Source organism: Pseudoalteromonas mucoides, from assembly GCF_049257175.1.
Taxonomy (GTDB): Bacteria; Pseudomonadota; Gammaproteobacteria; order Enterobacterales; family Alteromonadaceae; genus Pseudoalteromonas.
Genome location: NZ_JBMMUC010000001.1, coordinates 311,760 through 327,989, shown reverse-complemented (window position 1 = coordinate 327,989; position 16,230 = coordinate 311,760). Strand labels below are relative to the sequence as shown.

The 16,230-nt window shown below is 40.6% G+C and carries 14 protein-coding genes; 11 read left to right on the top strand and 3 right to left on the bottom strand.

Going from position 1 to position 16,230, the window contains the following annotated elements:
* Nucleotides 1-143 precede the first annotated feature (143 nt).
* The 3 genes from AAEU30_RS01345 (at nt 144) to AAEU30_RS01335 (ending at nt 3,023) form a co-directional block, all read left to right on the top strand.
* The gene (locus AAEU30_RS01345; RefSeq protein WP_421958946.1) at nt 144-824 is read left to right on the top strand and encodes a glutathione S-transferase family protein; all 681 of its coding nucleotides are present in this window, start codon (nt 144-146) and stop codon (nt 822-824) included.
* Nucleotides 825-890: 66 nt separating this feature from the next.
* Complete coding sequence (locus tag AAEU30_RS01340; RefSeq protein WP_421958945.1) at nt 891-2,018, top strand: zinc-binding dehydrogenase; 1,128 nt, start codon at nt 891-893, stop codon at nt 2,016-2,018.
* Between the two features lie 120 nt (nt 2,019-2,138).
* Nucleotides 2,139-3,023 (top strand): LysR family transcriptional regulator, encoded by an 885-nt coding sequence (locus AAEU30_RS01335; RefSeq protein WP_421958944.1) that lies wholly within the window; start codon nt 2,139-2,141, stop codon nt 3,021-3,023.
* Between the two features lie 69 nt (nt 3,024-3,092).
* Here the strand turns inward: AAEU30_RS01335 and AAEU30_RS01330 are convergent, their stop codons facing one another.
* Nucleotides 3,093-3,965, bottom strand: a complete 873-nt coding sequence (locus AAEU30_RS01330) for an EamA family transporter (RefSeq protein WP_421958943.1) — start codon at nt 3,963-3,965, stop codon at nt 3,093-3,095.
* A gap of 475 nt (nt 3,966-4,440) precedes the next feature.
* Here AAEU30_RS01330 and AAEU30_RS01325 point away from each other — a divergent pair, with 475 nt between their 5' ends.
* Nucleotides 4,441-4,833 (top strand): GreA/GreB family elongation factor, encoded by a 393-nt coding sequence (locus AAEU30_RS01325; protein WP_421958942.1) that lies wholly within the window; start codon nt 4,441-4,443, stop codon nt 4,831-4,833.
* 270 nt (nt 4,834-5,103) lie between these two features.
* On the opposite strand, the gene trhP is transcribed toward AAEU30_RS01325, so the two are convergent.
* Both trhP and AAEU30_RS01315 read right to left on the bottom strand, forming a co-directional pair.
* A complete protein-coding gene (gene trhP / locus AAEU30_RS01320; protein WP_421958941.1) occupies nt 5,104-6,483 on the bottom strand; it encodes a prephenate-dependent tRNA uridine(34) hydroxylase TrhP in 1,380 nt (459 codons plus the stop codon).
* 112 nt (nt 6,484-6,595) lie between these two features.
* Nucleotides 6,596-7,912 (bottom strand): methyl-accepting chemotaxis protein, encoded by a 1,317-nt coding sequence (locus tag AAEU30_RS01315; RefSeq protein WP_421958940.1) that lies wholly within the window; start codon nt 7,910-7,912, stop codon nt 6,596-6,598.
* A gap of 424 nt (nt 7,913-8,336) precedes the next feature.
* On the opposite strand from AAEU30_RS01315, the gene ndk reads away from it, so the two are divergent.
* The 7 genes from ndk (at nt 8,337) to AAEU30_RS01280 (ending at nt 16,230) form a co-directional block, all read left to right on the top strand.
* On the top strand, nt 8,337-8,768 hold the full coding sequence (gene ndk / locus AAEU30_RS01310) for a nucleoside-diphosphate kinase (RefSeq protein ID WP_008111339.1): 432 nt from the start codon (nt 8,337-8,339) through the stop codon (nt 8,766-8,768).
* A 156-nt stretch (nt 8,769-8,924) separates the two neighbouring features.
* Nucleotides 8,925-10,055, top strand: coding sequence for a dual-specificity RNA methyltransferase RlmN (gene rlmN, locus AAEU30_RS01305; protein ID WP_087534318.1), 1,131 nt, complete (start codon nt 8,925-8,927; stop codon nt 10,053-10,055).
* Nucleotides 10,056-10,161: 106 nt separating this feature from the next.
* Nucleotides 10,162-12,156, top strand: a complete 1,995-nt coding sequence (pilW, locus tag AAEU30_RS01300; RefSeq protein ID WP_421958939.1) for a type IV pilus biogenesis/stability protein PilW — start codon at nt 10,162-10,164, stop codon at nt 12,154-12,156.
* The gene (locus AAEU30_RS01295) at nt 12,153-13,067 is read left to right on the top strand and encodes a RodZ domain-containing protein (protein WP_421958938.1); all 915 of its coding nucleotides are present in this window, start codon (nt 12,153-12,155) and stop codon (nt 13,065-13,067) included. Before pilW ends, AAEU30_RS01295 begins: the two co-directional genes overlap by 4 nt.
* Nucleotides 13,068-13,072: 5 nt before the next feature.
* A complete protein-coding gene (gene ispG, locus AAEU30_RS01290) occupies nt 13,073-14,191 on the top strand; it encodes a flavodoxin-dependent (E)-4-hydroxy-3-methylbut-2-enyl-diphosphate synthase (protein ID WP_421958937.1) in 1,119 nt (372 codons plus the stop codon).
* A gap of 121 nt (nt 14,192-14,312) precedes the next feature.
* The gene (gene hisS, locus AAEU30_RS01285) at nt 14,313-15,593 is read left to right on the top strand and encodes a histidine--tRNA ligase (protein ID WP_421958936.1); all 1,281 of its coding nucleotides are present in this window, start codon (nt 14,313-14,315) and stop codon (nt 15,591-15,593) included.
* A 16-nt stretch (nt 15,594-15,609) separates the two neighbouring features.
* On the top strand, nt 15,610-16,230 hold the full coding sequence (locus tag AAEU30_RS01280) for a YfgM family protein (RefSeq protein ID WP_421958935.1): 621 nt from the start codon (nt 15,610-15,612) through the stop codon (nt 16,228-16,230).

Below are 16,230 nucleotides of genomic sequence, written 5' to 3'. Positions count from 1 at the left end.
TATTATTGTTTAAAAAGCAAAAGTGATTCGCTTTTATCCCTATATATACATAGATAAAAACAAGTAATAATAGTTGTAACTTAAATTTGTAGCGGTTTTATTTAGCTATTAGCGCTCATCATTTTAATAATGGAATGTAACTTATGATCACTTTGCACGGTTTTGCTGCCAGTAACTATTACAACTTAGTTAAACATGTATTGCTATACAAACAGGTTCCATTTGAAGAGCACCTTGTTTATGGGGGCAGTGAAGAGCTGATGGCACTTAACCCTGCAGGTAAAGTGCCTGTTATTACAACACCTGAAGGGCATAATATTTCAGAGTCGAGTGTTATCTGTGATTTTATTGAGCAGGCTTACCCTAGCATTGCGCTCTACCCTGAGGATGCGACTGAACGTGCCGTTGTTAAACAAATAATGAAAGTAGCAGAGTTGTATTTAGAGCTACCAAGTAGACGATTTATACCCTACGCGCTTTCTGGCACAGATATTCCTGATTCAGTTAAAAACGAAGTTCGCCAAGTTTTAAACCGTGGCGTAATGGCGCTACGTCACTTATGTAAATTTTCACCTTGGCTTAGGGGTGAGCAGTTCAGTATGGCCGACATTTATGTGTATTACGTAAATACCATTGTGAATAGCTTTGCAACCAAACAACTTGATTGGGATGTACTTGCTGATATACCTGGAATGAAACAGTGGGAAGAGGCTATGCGCCAATCAGATATTACCCAAGCGGTTGAAGATGCTCGCCAAGCCAATTTGCCCGAGTTTATGCAAAAAGTAACCGCACAAATTCAAGCTGCGCATGCCAGTAAATAACATAGCAACAAGCCTTTAAACTTTCTAAAAGGTTTAACACATTTAATTTTTTGCAGGAGCAAAACTATGTCAAATAACAATATTCAACTTACATCAACTATTAGCGAAGACAATAAACTTACACTGGCATTACACAATATTGAAATACCAACACCGGGTGCCGATGAAGTGGTTATTCGTATTGAAGCAGCACCATTAAATCCATCCGATTTAGGGGTTATGTTTGGCGCTGCCGATATGTCTACGGCAACTCAGTCAGGCACTGAGCAATCGCCGACTATTGTTGCTGATGTACCCGCACAAGCCATGCCTTCATTAGCTAAGCGAGTAGGTAAAGCCATTCCTGTAGGTAATGAAGGAGCCGGAACGGTCATCGCAGCAGGTTCATCAGAGGCAGCTCAAGCACTTATGGGTAAAACAGTGGCTGTTATTGGTGGTGGTACATATCGTCAATATTTATCTGCCAACGTACAAAGCTGCTTAGAGCTTAAAGAAGGAACAACCGCGAAAGAAGGTGCGTCATCTTTTGTAAACCCACTTACAGCACTGGCAATGGTTGAAACAATGCGCGCAGAAGGGCATAAAGCAATTATACATGCGGCTGCGGCATCAAATCTTGGTCAAATGCTTAATCGTATTTGTATTGCAGATGGTATCGATTTAATTAATATCGTACGTAAACCAGAGCAAGAAACGCTATTGCGTAACATGGGTGCCAAATACGTGGTGAACTCAAGTAGTGAAAGCTTCATTGCCGATTTAACAGCTGCAATTATCGAAACAGGTGCCACCATTGCCTTTGATCCTATTGGTGGCGGCCAATTAACAAGTGACATTCTTAATTGTATGGAAGTCGCTGCAGCAAAAGACATGAAAGAACACAGTGTGTATGGCTCTGATACTTTTAAACAAGTGTATATTTATGGCGCATTAGATCGCGGTCCAATTACCCTTAATCGTAATTTTGGTTTTGCGTGGGGCGTAAATGGTTTCTTACTATTTAATGCATTAGGAAAGCTTGGCACAAATACCGTGGTTGCAATGCGTAAACGTATCGCCGATGAAATTACCACCACATTTGCAAGCAATTACACTCACGAGGTGTCATTAACGCAAGCATTGCAGTTACAATCATTAGAAGCTTATTCAAAACAAGCAACGGGTGAAAAATACTTAATTACCCCGCAGCAATAACCTTAATAAAAGCTCACTGTTACTTCATGTAACAGTGAGTATCTAATGCAATCATTAATCCTCACTGATACTATTAAAGACGCGTTAAAAACATAAAGTTTTATTTGATAAGTGGCTCTAATGGCATCTAATTACTCCCTCGACGATTTACGTTATTTTTGTACCATCGTTAAACTCGGAAGCTTTAAACAAGCAGCAGCAAGCTTGGGGGTTTCACTATCAACTTTGAGTCGTAGAGTAAATTTACTCGAGCAATCTTTACAACTTCGGTTACTCAATCGTGATGCTCATCGTGTGACTTTAACTCATAGCGGTGAAACCTATTTCGAACGATACAGTAAAGTATTTAATGAACTTGATGACATCGAGCAAACATTGCGTGACGACAAACATCAAGCAAAAGGTAAAATTAGGATCACAGCCCCTATCTATAGCGGTAAACAATTTTTAAGCGCGTTATTTTGTGATTTTTTATTAAAATACCCAGATATCCAACTAGACCTACGCTTTTCAAATGAGCTTATTGATATCGAAAAGCACGGAATTGATATTGCTTTTAGAGTTAGAAACCCGGCCATCGATAACTGGGTAGTCAGGCAATTAAAGCTGACACGAAATGTACTATGCTGCCATACAAATCAGCCACACAGTCACATTACTCATCCTTCACAATTAGTTAAGGATCCAAAAGTGACCTGCGTAGGTTTAACGCCATGGCAATTAAAAAATCAATTAACGGGTGAACAGTTTAGCTTTGCACCTACTGATCATATAAAGCTACATGTTGACGAAATTCAGATGATGGAAGAAGCCGTAAAATCAGGAGTGGGCATTAGCTACATGCCCGATTATATCGCGCTCCCCTTAATTGAGTCAGGTAAACTAAAGCGTATTTTGCCTGATTGGCATAGTGAAGAGCAGCCGTTTTCAATGCTCTACCGCGATAGAGAACACATCCCCTACCGCGTACGACTATTAATAGAATATGTACTGCAACACTTTTAATGTATGTTGCAGTGATTATTTTCACCACCACAAAGACAAAACTCAGCACAGCAGTGGCTAAAATACAAATTAAAAGCTAAGCCTAAGCACCACAACACCAAGCAGTGCAGCCGTCAATCCAATGATCTCTTGACGGCTAAATGACTCTTTTAAAACAATGCGAGAATAAAGCAAAATAATCAGAATATTCATTCCTGAAATAGCTGAAACTAACCCCGTACTTCCAATCGCGAAGGCTGATATGATAGCCACCATTCCAGCGACATTTGTCAAACCTATGAGTAATCCACACGCAAACGTTTTTGATGCAGACCACCCATTATGTGAGCTTTCGTCTTCATCATGATGTTGTGTACGCTTTAAAAACCAACTCAAAGCAAACAATACACTTCCACAACCAAACATTGAGGTTAAGGTCGCAAATGTATCCGCTTCTAATAAGGTCGACTGCTTGCCCATTAAGTCATTAAACGCAAAAGCTAATGCAGCCAGTAACCCCCACTGCGCACCTTGTAAATTACTCCAAGAAATATCATTCGAGTATCGAATAATATATAAGCCACCAAAAATGATAAAAAAGCCGAACAGCTGAAAGCTCGTAAGTGTTTCTTGCCACAGTAGAAAGGCAAATAAAAGAACAAATAAAGGGGTCAGCCCTGATAAAATACTGATCAATGACGCTTTACCCACTGAAAACCCTTTATGCAAAAACCCATTTGCAGCAAAAGAGCCAGCCCCAAGAGCCAAGCCCACAGCTAAATCAGGCCAGCCATACCATGTTTGGTCAAGAACAAAAGTGCCTATGGTACTGATAACAAAGCCAACAAAAAACACGCCAAACAGCAGTAAATTGCGATTAATCTTTTGTTGAGATGTCCATTGATACATTACCCCCCGCAGACCAAAAAATACGGTGGCGAGCAATGCAAAAATTATCCACATAGTCATTTCCTAACGTTCTGATTGATGAAAATGCGCGGTGAAAAGCATTTCGCCCTATCACATAAGCGCACGTACAAAATAAGACCGCCAGTATAGGGAAATTTTAAATTTTATAAATAAGCATAAATGAAACGCTAGATTCCATAAATAAAATCTACATAATTAATAATTGAATTTAGAACAGATAAAAATCTCAACACGGTGACTCTTAATCAAACTAACCTAACATTAAATAACATACTAATTTTGAGGTTTAACTTACATTACAACATCAAATATAACACACCCCTTGACATTATATTTTTAAGCAATATGATTGCTTAAAACAAAGAGGAAATAATGTTTACTTTAATTTCAAAACTGCAAAAAACAAATCTCACCTTCGACATTTAAGCCGAGTGTATTAATACACTCGGCAGTTTCACTGTATCTATTAAAATCTAAAATTTAGTTTACTTTTTGTGGGGATTACTCCGTGTTTCCTTCGCTGTTCGAGCATAAAAAATTTATCAATCCTAAATTAAAATATAAAATTAATTTAGGGAGCACAGCAATATTATTGCACCCGTTAAAGCTAGCGCATTTGTTACAAAAAGTTGAGTACTCTGAAAGACCTTGGTCTAAGTTCAGTCCACACGTGCAGGTTAATAGTACTGTGGTTATTAGGCACACTGTCACAGGTTATAAATACCGAATTACATTAGTAGCGCCAGAACAACATGGTGTAACTCCAAATGCTGTTTCATTTCATTCTCTTATTGGGATCGCTCTTTTAGGCCATAAAGTAGGTCATATATTTGAGTGTGTTGAAGGTGGGGTTACTCACTGCTGGGAAATAATAGCAATTAATGTTAAGGAGAAAATATAGAATAAATCATTTCAGTTTTTTATTTTAAATTTTTATATATTTGATTGGAGTTATTTATAATGAGTAAAGAAAAACCTAAAAAACAAGCTAAACACAGCTTAAAAGAAAAGCGAAAGCTACGTAAAGAAAAACTAAAAACCCCTGAAAAATAAAACTCAACCTTAATAAAGTCGCAAACTCGGAATTGTAAAATTCCGAGTTTTTTAGCACTTTAAAATAAGTTAAACTTTAGCATTAAATATTATAATAAAATTAAATAACTGAAAATAGTTATACTCTAAATGGGTTACGCGTGTCTTGGTTTTCGTCTAGATTACGCATTAAAATCGCATGCGCTAAATCAATAGTGTCAGGTAATGGAATTTTTACAACGTGGCCTGAGCCTTTAGCATCTGTTATACAATCGCCCTTTTTGTTCTGCATCATTTCAAGAGTAAAACTAACATTCCCTTTTGGCGTCATTAGCTCTAATGAGTGCCCAACACAAAATTTATTTTTTACCTCTATCTCAACTAAACCATCAGCATGTCGCCCTATTACTTCACCAACAAATTGTTGTTTGTCTGATACAGAATGACCGTATTCATAGTTTTGATAATCTTGATGAGCATGACGTTTTAAAAACCCTTCGGTGTAACCGCGATGTGCTAGGCTTTCGAGAGTTTTAAATAGATCAGCATCAAAGGGGTTACCCGCAACGGCATCGTCTATCGCTTTACGGTAAACCTGTGCGGTGCGGGCAACATAATAAAATGACTTAGTGCGGCCTTCTATTTTAAGGCTGTGTACACCCATTTTTGTTAATTGCTCAACATACTGCACTGCGCGAAGGTCTTTTGAGTTCATAATATAAGTGCCATGCTCGTCTTCAAACGCGGGCATATACTCACCTGGGCGGCCTTGCTCTTCAAGCATAAATACGTCGTTACTTGGGCTTCCCTCTCCTAAAGTGGGTTTCACTGTCTTAGGATCTATTTTATGAACCATTTCGCCAGTTTCGTTTTCCGTACCGGGTTTAACGTCATACTCCCAGCGACAGGCATTGGTACACGTGCCTTGGTTAGGGTCGCGTTTATTTATATACCCTGAAAGCAGGCAACGCCCTGAATACGCCATACATAACGCGCCGTGCACAAATACTTCAAGCTCAGTTTCAGGGCATAACTGACGAATTTCAGCGATTTCTTCAAGCGATAACTCGCGCGATAAAATGACTCGTTCAATGCCTTGTTTAGCCCAAAACTTAACGCTTGCAAAGTTTACTGCATTCGCTTGTACTGATAGATGAATAGGCATATCGGGCCATTTTTCACGAACTAGCATGATTAAACCAGGATCCGACATGATCAAAGCATCTGGCTTCATCGCAATCACGGGCTCTATATCACGTAAGTACGATTTTACTTTGGCGTTGTGCGGTGCAATGTTTGAAACCACATAAAACTTTTTATTCAATGCATGGGCTTCATCAATACCTATTTTTAATGTTTCAAGATCAAACTCATTGTTGCGTACGCGCAAACTATAGCGTGGCTGGCCGGCATACACTGCATCAGCTCCGTAAGCAAACGCGTAACGCATATTTTTTAAACTGCCAGCAGGAGAGAGCAACTCTGGTGTAAAAGTATTTGAAGGGGTAATTAACGACATGTGCGCTCCATACATCGAACTGAGTACAAATCAGTTGCATGAGTAATAAAGCGCGGCAGTATAAGGTTAGTTATATTTACCTATGTTGATCAAGATCATAAAACGCGGTTTTCTATTTTAGCTGATTGGCAAATTGGCTTACTGCATCAACCACTAGTTGTGCGCCTTTTTTAATGTCATTCATTACACTACCTGACTCAGTCGATAAATCGAGCCCCTCTTGCGCCTTGCTTTTACCTTGTTCAATGGCCGCGACTGTCGATTGAGTTAAGTTTTGATTTTGTTGAACAACCTCAACAATTTCTTCGGTGGCTTTACTGGTTCTTGAGGCTAATTGACGGACTTCGTCAGCTACAACCGCAAAGCCACGACCTTGCTCACCTGCTCTTGCCGCTTCTATCGCAGCATTTAAGGCGAGTAAATTGGTTTGATCTGCGATACTACTGATACTTTGCACTATACTAGCTATTAATTGTGATTGCTTATCTAAGGCTGATATTTCATCGCCGGCTTGCGCCATTTGCACCGCAAGTACATTCATAACTTTAACCGTTTGCTCAATAACCGCTTCACCTTGTTTGGCCAAGCTTTCTGTTTCTGTTGAAGTGCTATAGGCAATATCGGCTGCTTGTGCAATAGCAAGCTCTCGCTCAACCTGTTCAGTAATCACTGTTGCAAACTTAACTACCTTATATAATTCATTATGTTCATTAAAAATAGGATTATAAGACGCCTCTAACCAAACAGTACGGCCATGTCGATCAACTCTTTTAAAACGGTCGGCGACGTATTCCCCTGCTTTTAGCTGCTGCCAAAATGCAGCATATTCAGCTGAATTAGCTTCCTCAGGCTCACAAAACATGCGATGGTGCTGCCCCAGAATTTCATTTTCTGAGTAACCCATTCCAGCTAAAAAATGCGCATTTGCTTTGAGCACAATGCCATCGGTATTAAACTCAATAACGGCCATAGAGCGATGTAACGCATTTATTAAGTCTTGATGCTCACGAGAAGATTCAATAGTACGAGTAAGCACTGTAGAGTGAAGTGTAAACTCAATTAAAACTTTATTTTCATCAAATATAGGCTGTAAAATACTTCTCAGCCACACCTGTTCACCACTAGCATTTACAAGTTGTAAGGCGCCTACCCAGTGCTCTTGTTTTTCAATTGCATTTTTTAATCCCTTAAAGTGAACAGTATTTCTAGCATTATCAGGTACAAAGTTAAATAATTCTTTATTAATCAGTTGCCCGTGAGAATACCCCAATGCAAGTTCAAAGTTTGTATTTTGATGGCTTATTCTACCTGTGCCGTCAATCTCCAGTACTAGCATCTCCTCATCTAAGCTTTTTTTAACTTGTTGTTGCCTAAATAGCTGACTTTTCATGTCATCAATTTGGCGTTGCAGTGCACGATTAAAAAACATACTTTCATCCTAATAAAGAAAGTTGAACTGGTTGCTACTACTAGCCCAAAAGAATATAAAAACTATAGTTTATACTTATCAAAATGTCTTTCAGACTCAAATAAGCTTTGTAGATTAAAATCAAATGTGACTGAAATAGGTGGCTTCGTTTTCAATCGATCACTACACAATTTACATATAACAAACCTAGAAAAGCTATAATATTAATAAAAAACAAGGGTGTAAAATATATTTACTGACAACAAAATACAAGAATAATTTATTTTTATTTATTATAATTATTACTTTTTAAAAACTTATTTTTTACATCATAAAATTGTCATTGAATCCTTATTTAATAAAATTAGGATTTTTCAACTAAAACGCGTATAATTCGCGCCCGTTAATATTCACACTTTTAATCAAACATTATTGGAGCATAAAGATGGCTTTAGAGCGTACTTTCTCAATCGTAAAACCTGATGCAGTAGCTAAAAACCACATTGGCGCTATCTACAACCGTTTCGAAACTGCTGGCCTTAAAATCGTTGCAGCTAAAATGGTTCACCTTTCACAAGAGAAAGCTGAAGGTTTCTACGCTGAGCACAGCGAGCGTCCTTTCTTTGGTGCTTTAGTTTCTTTCATGACGTCTGGCCCAGTAATGGTTACCGTTCTTGAAGGCGAAAACGCTGTTCTTAAAAACCGCGAAATCATGGGTGCTACTAACCCTGCTGAAGCACTAGCAGGTACTTTACGTGCAGACTACGCTGATAGCATCGACGAAAACGCTGTTCACGGTTCTGACGCTGTTGAATCTGCTGCTCGCGAAATCGCGTATTTCTTCGCTGACGAAGAGCTTTGCCCACGTACTCGTTAATTCGAATGCACTGAGCAAAATAAAAAGGGCTTTCGGGCCCTTTTTTAGTGATTAGCTAAACAATTAACAATGTTTAGCTAATGACTAAACTGGTCGAATTGTGTACAATTCATCCCCGTAAATTTTATCACCACCGTCACTGATTGAGGTTGTTTCATGACCGAGCAAAAAAAGATTAACTTATTAGATTTAAACCGAGATGCAATGCGCGAATTATTTGTATCATTCGGTGAAAAGCCATTTCGTGGCGATCAGGTGATGAAATGGATTTATCATTTTGGCGTTGATAACTTCGACGATATGAGCAACGTAAACAAAAAGCTAAAAGAAAAGCTAAAAAATGAATGCGAAATCGTTGCACCTGAAATTTCAGTACGCCAACAAGCGAGCGATGGCACTATCAAATATGCGCTAGTGCTTGAAGGCGGCCAAGAAGTAGAAGCCGTGTGGATCCCAGAAAAAGAACGTGCAACTTTGTGTGTATCATCACAAGTTGGTTGTGCATTAGAATGTACTTTTTGCTCAACTGCGCAACAAGGCTTTAATCGAAACCTCAAAGTATCTGAAATTATCGGCCAAGTGTGGCGCGTAGCCAAAGATATTGGTCTTGATGGTAATAGTGAAAAACGCCCAGTCACCAACGTTGTGATGATGGGTATGGGCGAGCCGCTACTTAACGTTAAAAATGTAGTCCCGGCGATGGAACTAATGATGGATGATTGGGGTTTTGGTTTATCTAAACGTCGCGTTACATTAAGTACCTCAGGCGTTGTACCTGCGCTTGATTTATTGAAAGAAAAAATCGACGTTGCCTTAGCAATTTCATTGCATGCACCAGATAACGCACTGCGTGACATTTTAGTTCCAATTAATAAAAAGTACCCGATTGAAGAGTTTTTAGCAGCGTGTCGTCGTTATATTGATGGCTCAAAAGCGAATAAAGACGTCACCATTGAATATGTAATGCTCAATGGTGTGAACGACAGTACCGATCAAGCCCACGAACTTGTTAAAACACTAAAAGGCACACCGTCTAAAGTGAACCTTATTCCGTTTAACCCATTTCCAGGTAATGAATACACTCGTTCAAGTAATAGCCGTATCGACCGTTTCTCTAAGGTACTGCAAGCTGGCGGCATTACGTGTATTGTGCGCCGTACTCGAGGGGACGATATCGACGCAGCATGCGGCCAGTTAGCTGGCGATGTTGTAGACCGTACCAAACGTATGGCGAAGAAGAAGATGCGTGATGAAAACGCAATATCGGTAAATATCCAACAAGCTTAAACGCCAAAAGCGCTTGTGTTTAATGCATTTAATTATAAAAAATTGATGCAACACAAGTGCTTTTCGGTAAGATAGGCGAATATGGATAATAATAAGAGATAAGGTAATGCGATCTTTACTTGCTGTAACGGCCAGTGTCATAGCGCTTAGTGGCTGTGTGACTGAAAACAGTTACGAAGGCAATGACAAGCCTGTTGTTGAAAATAAAATTAATAATACCGGGGCAGCTCGCACTCGCATTGCACTGGCATTAGAATATTTAAATACAGGTAACAGCTCGCAAGCAAAATATAACCTTGAACGAGCCGCTGCATTTGCTCCCGACCTCCCTGAAGTACACTACTCTTTTGCATATTATTATCAACAAGTAGGCGAAAATACGCTTGCCGACAACGCTTATCAAAAAGCAATAAAAATAGACCCAAATGACCCTAATACCCGTAATAATTATGGGGTGTTTTTATGTGGTATAAATGAATATGATCGCGCCACTGAGCAATTATTAAAAGCAATCGAAATACCAAGCTATATTCGCGTTGCCGAAAGTTACGAAAACCTTGCTTTATGTGCCATTGAGTTTGATGACTTTGATAATGCTGAGAGTTACTTTAGATCAGCGATAAATCATAGCTCAATGCGTGCTTCACCTTTAATTGGCTTGTCTGCTTTATACTACGCAAAAAGTGATTTACACCGAGCTCAAGAAGTACTCAAACGCTTTGAAAAATCAGGACAAGTATCGTCTCGCTCTTTATTTTTAAGCTATTTAATTGAGCAGCGCATGGGGCATATTGAAAAAGCCGAAACTACCGCAGCAACAATTCTACAAACATACCCAACGTCTAACGAGGCAGTATTAATTCGCGAACAACAATTTAAGCGAAGTGAGTTTGAAATACTGCGTTTGCAATACCGTCAAGCAAAGTTAGATGAGCTAAAAGCTGACAGCCCACAGGGGGTTGTAAGCTCAGAACCTAAAATCCGTATTGTAAAAAAGAAAAAAGCGCCAGTAGCCAAGGCGCAAACAATAAATAATCAAACTGCGGCTATGAGCACTACACTACCTGTAGTAAACGAGCAAATTACCTCAAGCAGCGCAGATGTAGCTGCAAGCATAGTCGCGAGTAGTTCAGCCCAGCAGCAAACTCAGCCTGAAGTCTCACAGCCACAGGCATCAGTGACTGAAACTGCGGCTAATATCCCTGCTGCTATTGATATATCTGCAGCCAAGGTCGATACCAACGCGGTGCTAGGCGCGTTGACAGTCGCAAGCGCGTCACAAAGCACAGTAAAACCTCCAGCTAAAAATAAAAGTGAAGTAAATGATACTAAAGCGGTAATGTCAGCTTTAGCTATCACGCCTGCTACTGAGCCAAATGTTAGCGCGAGTACCAAGCCCACGACAGGGTTTTACACCTCAGAAGTTAAAACCCTAAACGTGTCGGCAACACCCGTGCCCACGGTACATTTGGCAACGCCCAAAAAAGAGGCTCAAAACACGCTACCCGCAACACAACAAGAACCTAAAGACGGTGTTAAGATAGTGTCGTTTGGCTCACCGAACGCAGATACAAAGCCCGTTCAGAGTAATACATCAGCGACCTCATTTTCATCAAGCAGCAGGCAGTTAAACGAAGGTGAAAAAGTAGTATTCTATCAGCCGACCAAAAATACCGCTGTTTTTGCAAATCAAAATAGTCGCTATGCCACAGTGCCAGATGTAGAATTTAGTGATAATAGCTCGCTCAACCAAGCACCTATGCTTAATCCACAACTCCCACAGCTGACGACGCCGTACCATGTTTTACAAGATGGTGAAAACCTCTTTAGCATTTCAGTGCGATACAATGTTAAACTACAAAAATTACTCCAATGGAATGGACTAAGAGAATCTGATCGGGTGGTCAACGGGACGAAGATTTACCTTAATGACCCCAATATTTATTATAAAATAAACGCGGGCGATACTTTATACAGTATTGCCACTGAGCGTCGCTTGTTAATTGTTCAGTTAATGCGATGGAATAAATTAAGCCCAGATGTCGCACTCAAACCTGGGCATAGACTATTACTAGTGGACCCTGAATCATACGCATTATGAATGATGAAAATACAGAATCAGCAGAGCTAAGCCTTGGCCAAACTTTAAAGCAAGGCCGAGAAGCTGCGAATGTTAGCCTTGAACAGCTAGCAAAAAAGTTAAAGTTATCGGTGTTGCAATTACAACGTCTAGAAAATGACGAACACCATTTATTAGGCCCCGCCACATTTGTTAAAGGTTATACTAAAAGTTATTGTCGGGAATTTAATTTAGATACAGCAGCAATTATGGCTGCGTTTCCTGAATCACAGGAAACACTCAAAAAAACTAAAATGCAGAGCTTTTCTAAACGCACAGAAAAAGAAGCACATGATAGTCGATTAATGCTCGTCAGTTATGCCATTTTAGCGGTTGTTATTGGCTCTTCAGCGTTATGGTGGTGGCAAAACTCAACGCCATTAAATGAGCAAGTTGTTACTCAGTCTTTATCTGGCTTTAATGACAACGACAACAGCATTGAAAGTGCCGCGCCGGAGACTGCAAATCTTGTCACTGAAAATCAAGAAGAATTAGCTGGCCCAGATGAACTAGTTAATGAAACCGAGCTTGATGCGCAGCCACAAGAATCCTTGTCAGAGCCGCAAGTATCAGAGCAAACACCCGCTGTGAGTGAAATTGCAATCGAGCCCGCTAATATAGAGCAGGCTCAACCTGAGAATGCAGGATTAAGTACGATTGTTATGCATTTTAACGAAGAAAGCTGGGTCGAAATTCATGATGGTGACGGTGAAAAAGTAGCTTTTGGTGTAAAAAAAGCAGGCTATGAAATGACTGTCACTGGCAAAGCGCCTTTTTCAGTAGTATTAGGAAAACACCAAGCTGTTGAGGTAAACCTCAATGGCGAAAGCGTCGATATTTCGCATTTTCCCAAAAACCGTTTAGCAAAATTTAATTTACCGTTAGCAGAGTAGTCGCGATGTTCTCAGAATCTCCAATTAAACGCAGAAAATCAACCCGAATTAATGTCGGTAATGTTCCGGTTGGTGACGGTGCACCAATAGCCGTGCAATCAATGACCAACACCGATACCATGGATGTTGATGCAACCGTGGCACAAATTCAAGCAATACAAGATGCTGGGGCTGATATTGTTCGCGTATCGGTGCCAACTATGGACGCAGCCGAAGCGTTCAAAAGCATCAAAGAACAAGTCACTATCCCACTGGTAACCGATATTCACTTTGATTACCGGATTGCACTTAAAGTGGCACAATACGGCGCAGATTGTTTGCGTATCAACCCGGGTAATATCGGCAGCGAAGAGCGTATTCGCGCCGTAGTAGACTCTGCCCGTGAGCACAACATTCCGATTCGTATCGGGGTAAATGGCGGCTCACTTGAACGTGATTTACAAGAAAAATACGGCGAGCCAACCCCAGAAGCATTGCTTGAATCAGCGATGCGCCACGTTGAAATTTTACAACGTTTGGACTTTGATCAATTTAAAATATCGGTAAAGGCGTCTGATGTATTTTTAGCCGTTGGCGCATATCGCCTGCTTGCTAAAGAAATCGACCAACCTTTGCACTTAGGTATTACTGAAGCTGGCGGCATGCGTTCAGGCTCAGTAAAATCGGCGGTGGGTCTTGGTATGCTACTCGCTGAGGGTATTGGTGATACATTACGTGTGTCACTAGCAGCAGATCCAGTACAAGAAATAAAAGTGGGCTTTGATATCTTAAAGTCATTACGTATACGCTCTCGCGGTATTAACTTTATTGCATGCCCGAGCTGCTCGCGCCAAGAGTTTGATGTAGTAAGCACCATGAATCAGCTAGAAGAGCGTCTTGAAGATATTATTGAGCCGGTTTCAGTTTCAGTCATCGGCTGCGTGGTAAATGGCCCAGGCGAAGCGTTAGTGAGTGATATTGGTTTAGCAGGTGCAAACCGCCGCTCTGGGCTTTATATCAATGGCGAACGTCAAAAGGCACGTATCGACAATAATAATATTGTTGAACAGCTTGAAGGCTACGTTCGTGATTTTATCGCCAAAAAAGAGCAGCAAACTCCGATTGACATAAAAATCGTCGAATAAAGTTAATATAGTCGGCAAACTGGGTGGTTTGCCGCACGCATGCCAGCTATAATAGCGGGTCAATTTTTAGCATTTTTGTTGTGGCGGTTCTGTGCCACAAATACAGTTTTAGGATTTATCAGTGGCAAAACAAATTCAGGCAATACGTGGAATGAACGATTGTCTGCCGGGCGATACCCAAGTTTGGCAGAAAGTAGAAAATATCTTACGCGAGACAGTATCATCGTTCGGTTATCAAGAAATCCGTTTTCCAATTGTAGAATCAACCGACCTTTTTAAACGCTCTATTGGTGAAGTCACTGATATTGTGGAAAAAGAAATGTACACTTTTGCTGATCATAATGGCGACAGCTTAACCCTTCGCCCTGAAGGCACCGCTGTTTGTGTGCGTGCTGGCAACCAGAACGGTTTACTGTATAACCAAGAGCAACGCCTTTGGTATATGGGCCCAATGTTTCGTCACGAACGCCCACAAAAAGGTCGTTACCGTCAATTTCATCAATTTGGTTTAGAAACATTTGGCATTGCAACAGCCGACATCGACGCAGAAGTTATTTTACTGACTGCACAACTATGGCAGCAATTTGGTATCAGTGAGCATGTTCGCTTAGAACTTAATTCACTGGGCTCAAACGAAGCTCGTGCACAATATCGCGAAGCACTGATCAGCTATTTAGAGCAGCATGTTGATGTACTTGATGAAGATTCAAAACGCCGCATGCATTCAAACCCACTGCGCGTTTTAGACAGCAAAAACCCAGACGTACAAGCCATTTTAGTTGATGCGCCGAAACTGTCTGAGCATTTAGATGCTGAATCAAAAGAACATTTTGCAAATTTATGTGAACGTTTAGACGCAGCTGGCGTCATATACACGGTTAATGAACGACTTGTACGTGGCCTTGACTACTATAACCGCACTGTATTTGAGTGGGTTACAGACAGCTTGGGCGCGCAAGGTACAGTGTGTGCCGGTGGCCGTTATGATGGTTTAGTTGAACAACTGGGTGGTAAATCATCTCCCGCTGTTGGCTTTGCTATGGGCCTTGAACGTTTAGTGTTACTGTTACAAGCTTTAGAATGTGTAGGTGACATTCGCCGCAGTGCTGATGTATATTTGGCTGCAATGGGCGATAAAGCCAGCATGCAAGCACCGATAATCGCGGCTAAATTACGCGCTGACGTACCAGGGTTAAGAGTAATGGTACATGCAGGCGGTGGTAACTTTAAAAAACAACTAAAACGTGCAGATAAAAGCGATGCCGTTGTTGCACTGATTATCGGTGAAGACGAATTAGAACAAGGCGTAGTGACTGTAAAATATTTACGTGAGCGTAAAGAACAAGTCACCTTAGAATTAGAACAAGTTAAAACGCTTTTAGCTGAGCTAGTACAAAGCTAAAACACTCGAGGTAAGAATGGATATTTATTCAACAGAAGAACAACAAGCAGAAGCAATTAAACGATTTTTCCGTGAAAATGGCGTATCTCTAGCACTCGGCATAGTGATCGGTTTAGGTGGCCTTTATGGTTGGAAAGCGTATAACCAAAATCAAATCACGACCGCTGAAAGTGCCTCTGATGCCTACACTACACTGGTTGAAAGTGGTGAAGTATTAGGTGCAGCAGATACCTTTATCGACGAAAATAAAGACACAAATTACAGTGTATTAGCCGCATTTGTTGCAGCCAAAGAAGCCGTAGAGAAAGACCAACTTGATGTTGCCAGTGAGAAATTAAGCTGGATTGTTGCTAACGTAAACAATGGCGACCTTAAAGCCACAGCAACAACGCGCTTAGCGCGCGTACAATTTGCTCAACAGCAATATGATAAAGCACTCAATACTTTAAGTGCGCCTCTTGAAGATACATTTGCAGCAACAGTGTCTGAAATCAAAGGTGATATTCACTTTGCACAAGGTAACACAGACCAAGCACGTACTGCCTATCAAGCAGCAGCGGATGCTGGCGGTCTTGAAAATAACCCATTATTGCAAATCAAACTTGATGACCTAGCAGTAACTAGCCCAGCGGCATAA

What these genes read in the sequence shown, in the direction of transcription:
- AAEU30_RS01345 (WP_421958946.1), top strand. Translation starts at nt 144, where the DNA reads ATGATCACTTTGCACGGTTTTGCTGCCAGTAACTATTACAACTTAGTT.
- AAEU30_RS01340 (WP_421958945.1), top strand. Translation starts at nt 891, where the DNA reads ATGTCAAATAACAATATTCAACTTACATCAACTATTAGCGAAGACAAT.
- AAEU30_RS01335 (WP_421958944.1), top strand. Translation starts at nt 2,139, where the DNA reads ATGGCATCTAATTACTCCCTCGACGATTTACGTTATTTTTGTACCATC.
- AAEU30_RS01330 (WP_421958943.1), bottom strand. Translation starts at nt 3,965, where the DNA reads ATGTGGATAATTTTTGCATTGCTCGCCACCGTATTTTTTGGTCTGCGG.
- trhP (WP_421958941.1), bottom strand. Translation starts at nt 6,483, where the DNA reads ATGTCGTTAATTACCCCTTCAAATACTTTTACACCAGAGTTGCTCTCT.
- AAEU30_RS01315 (WP_421958940.1), bottom strand. Translation starts at nt 7,912, where the DNA reads ATGTTTTTTAATCGTGCACTGCAACGCCAAATTGATGACATGAAAAGT.
- ndk (WP_008111339.1), top strand. Translation starts at nt 8,337, where the DNA reads ATGGCTTTAGAGCGTACTTTCTCAATCGTAAAACCTGATGCAGTAGCT.
- rlmN (WP_087534318.1), top strand. Translation starts at nt 8,925, where the DNA reads ATGACCGAGCAAAAAAAGATTAACTTATTAGATTTAAACCGAGATGCA.
- pilW (WP_421958939.1), top strand. Translation starts at nt 10,162, where the DNA reads ATGCGATCTTTACTTGCTGTAACGGCCAGTGTCATAGCGCTTAGTGGC.
- AAEU30_RS01295 (WP_421958938.1), top strand. Translation starts at nt 12,153, where the DNA reads ATGAATGATGAAAATACAGAATCAGCAGAGCTAAGCCTTGGCCAAACT.
- ispG (WP_421958937.1), top strand. Translation starts at nt 13,073, where the DNA reads ATGTTCTCAGAATCTCCAATTAAACGCAGAAAATCAACCCGAATTAAT.
- AAEU30_RS01280 (WP_421958935.1), top strand. Translation starts at nt 15,610, where the DNA reads ATGGATATTTATTCAACAGAAGAACAACAAGCAGAAGCAATTAAACGA.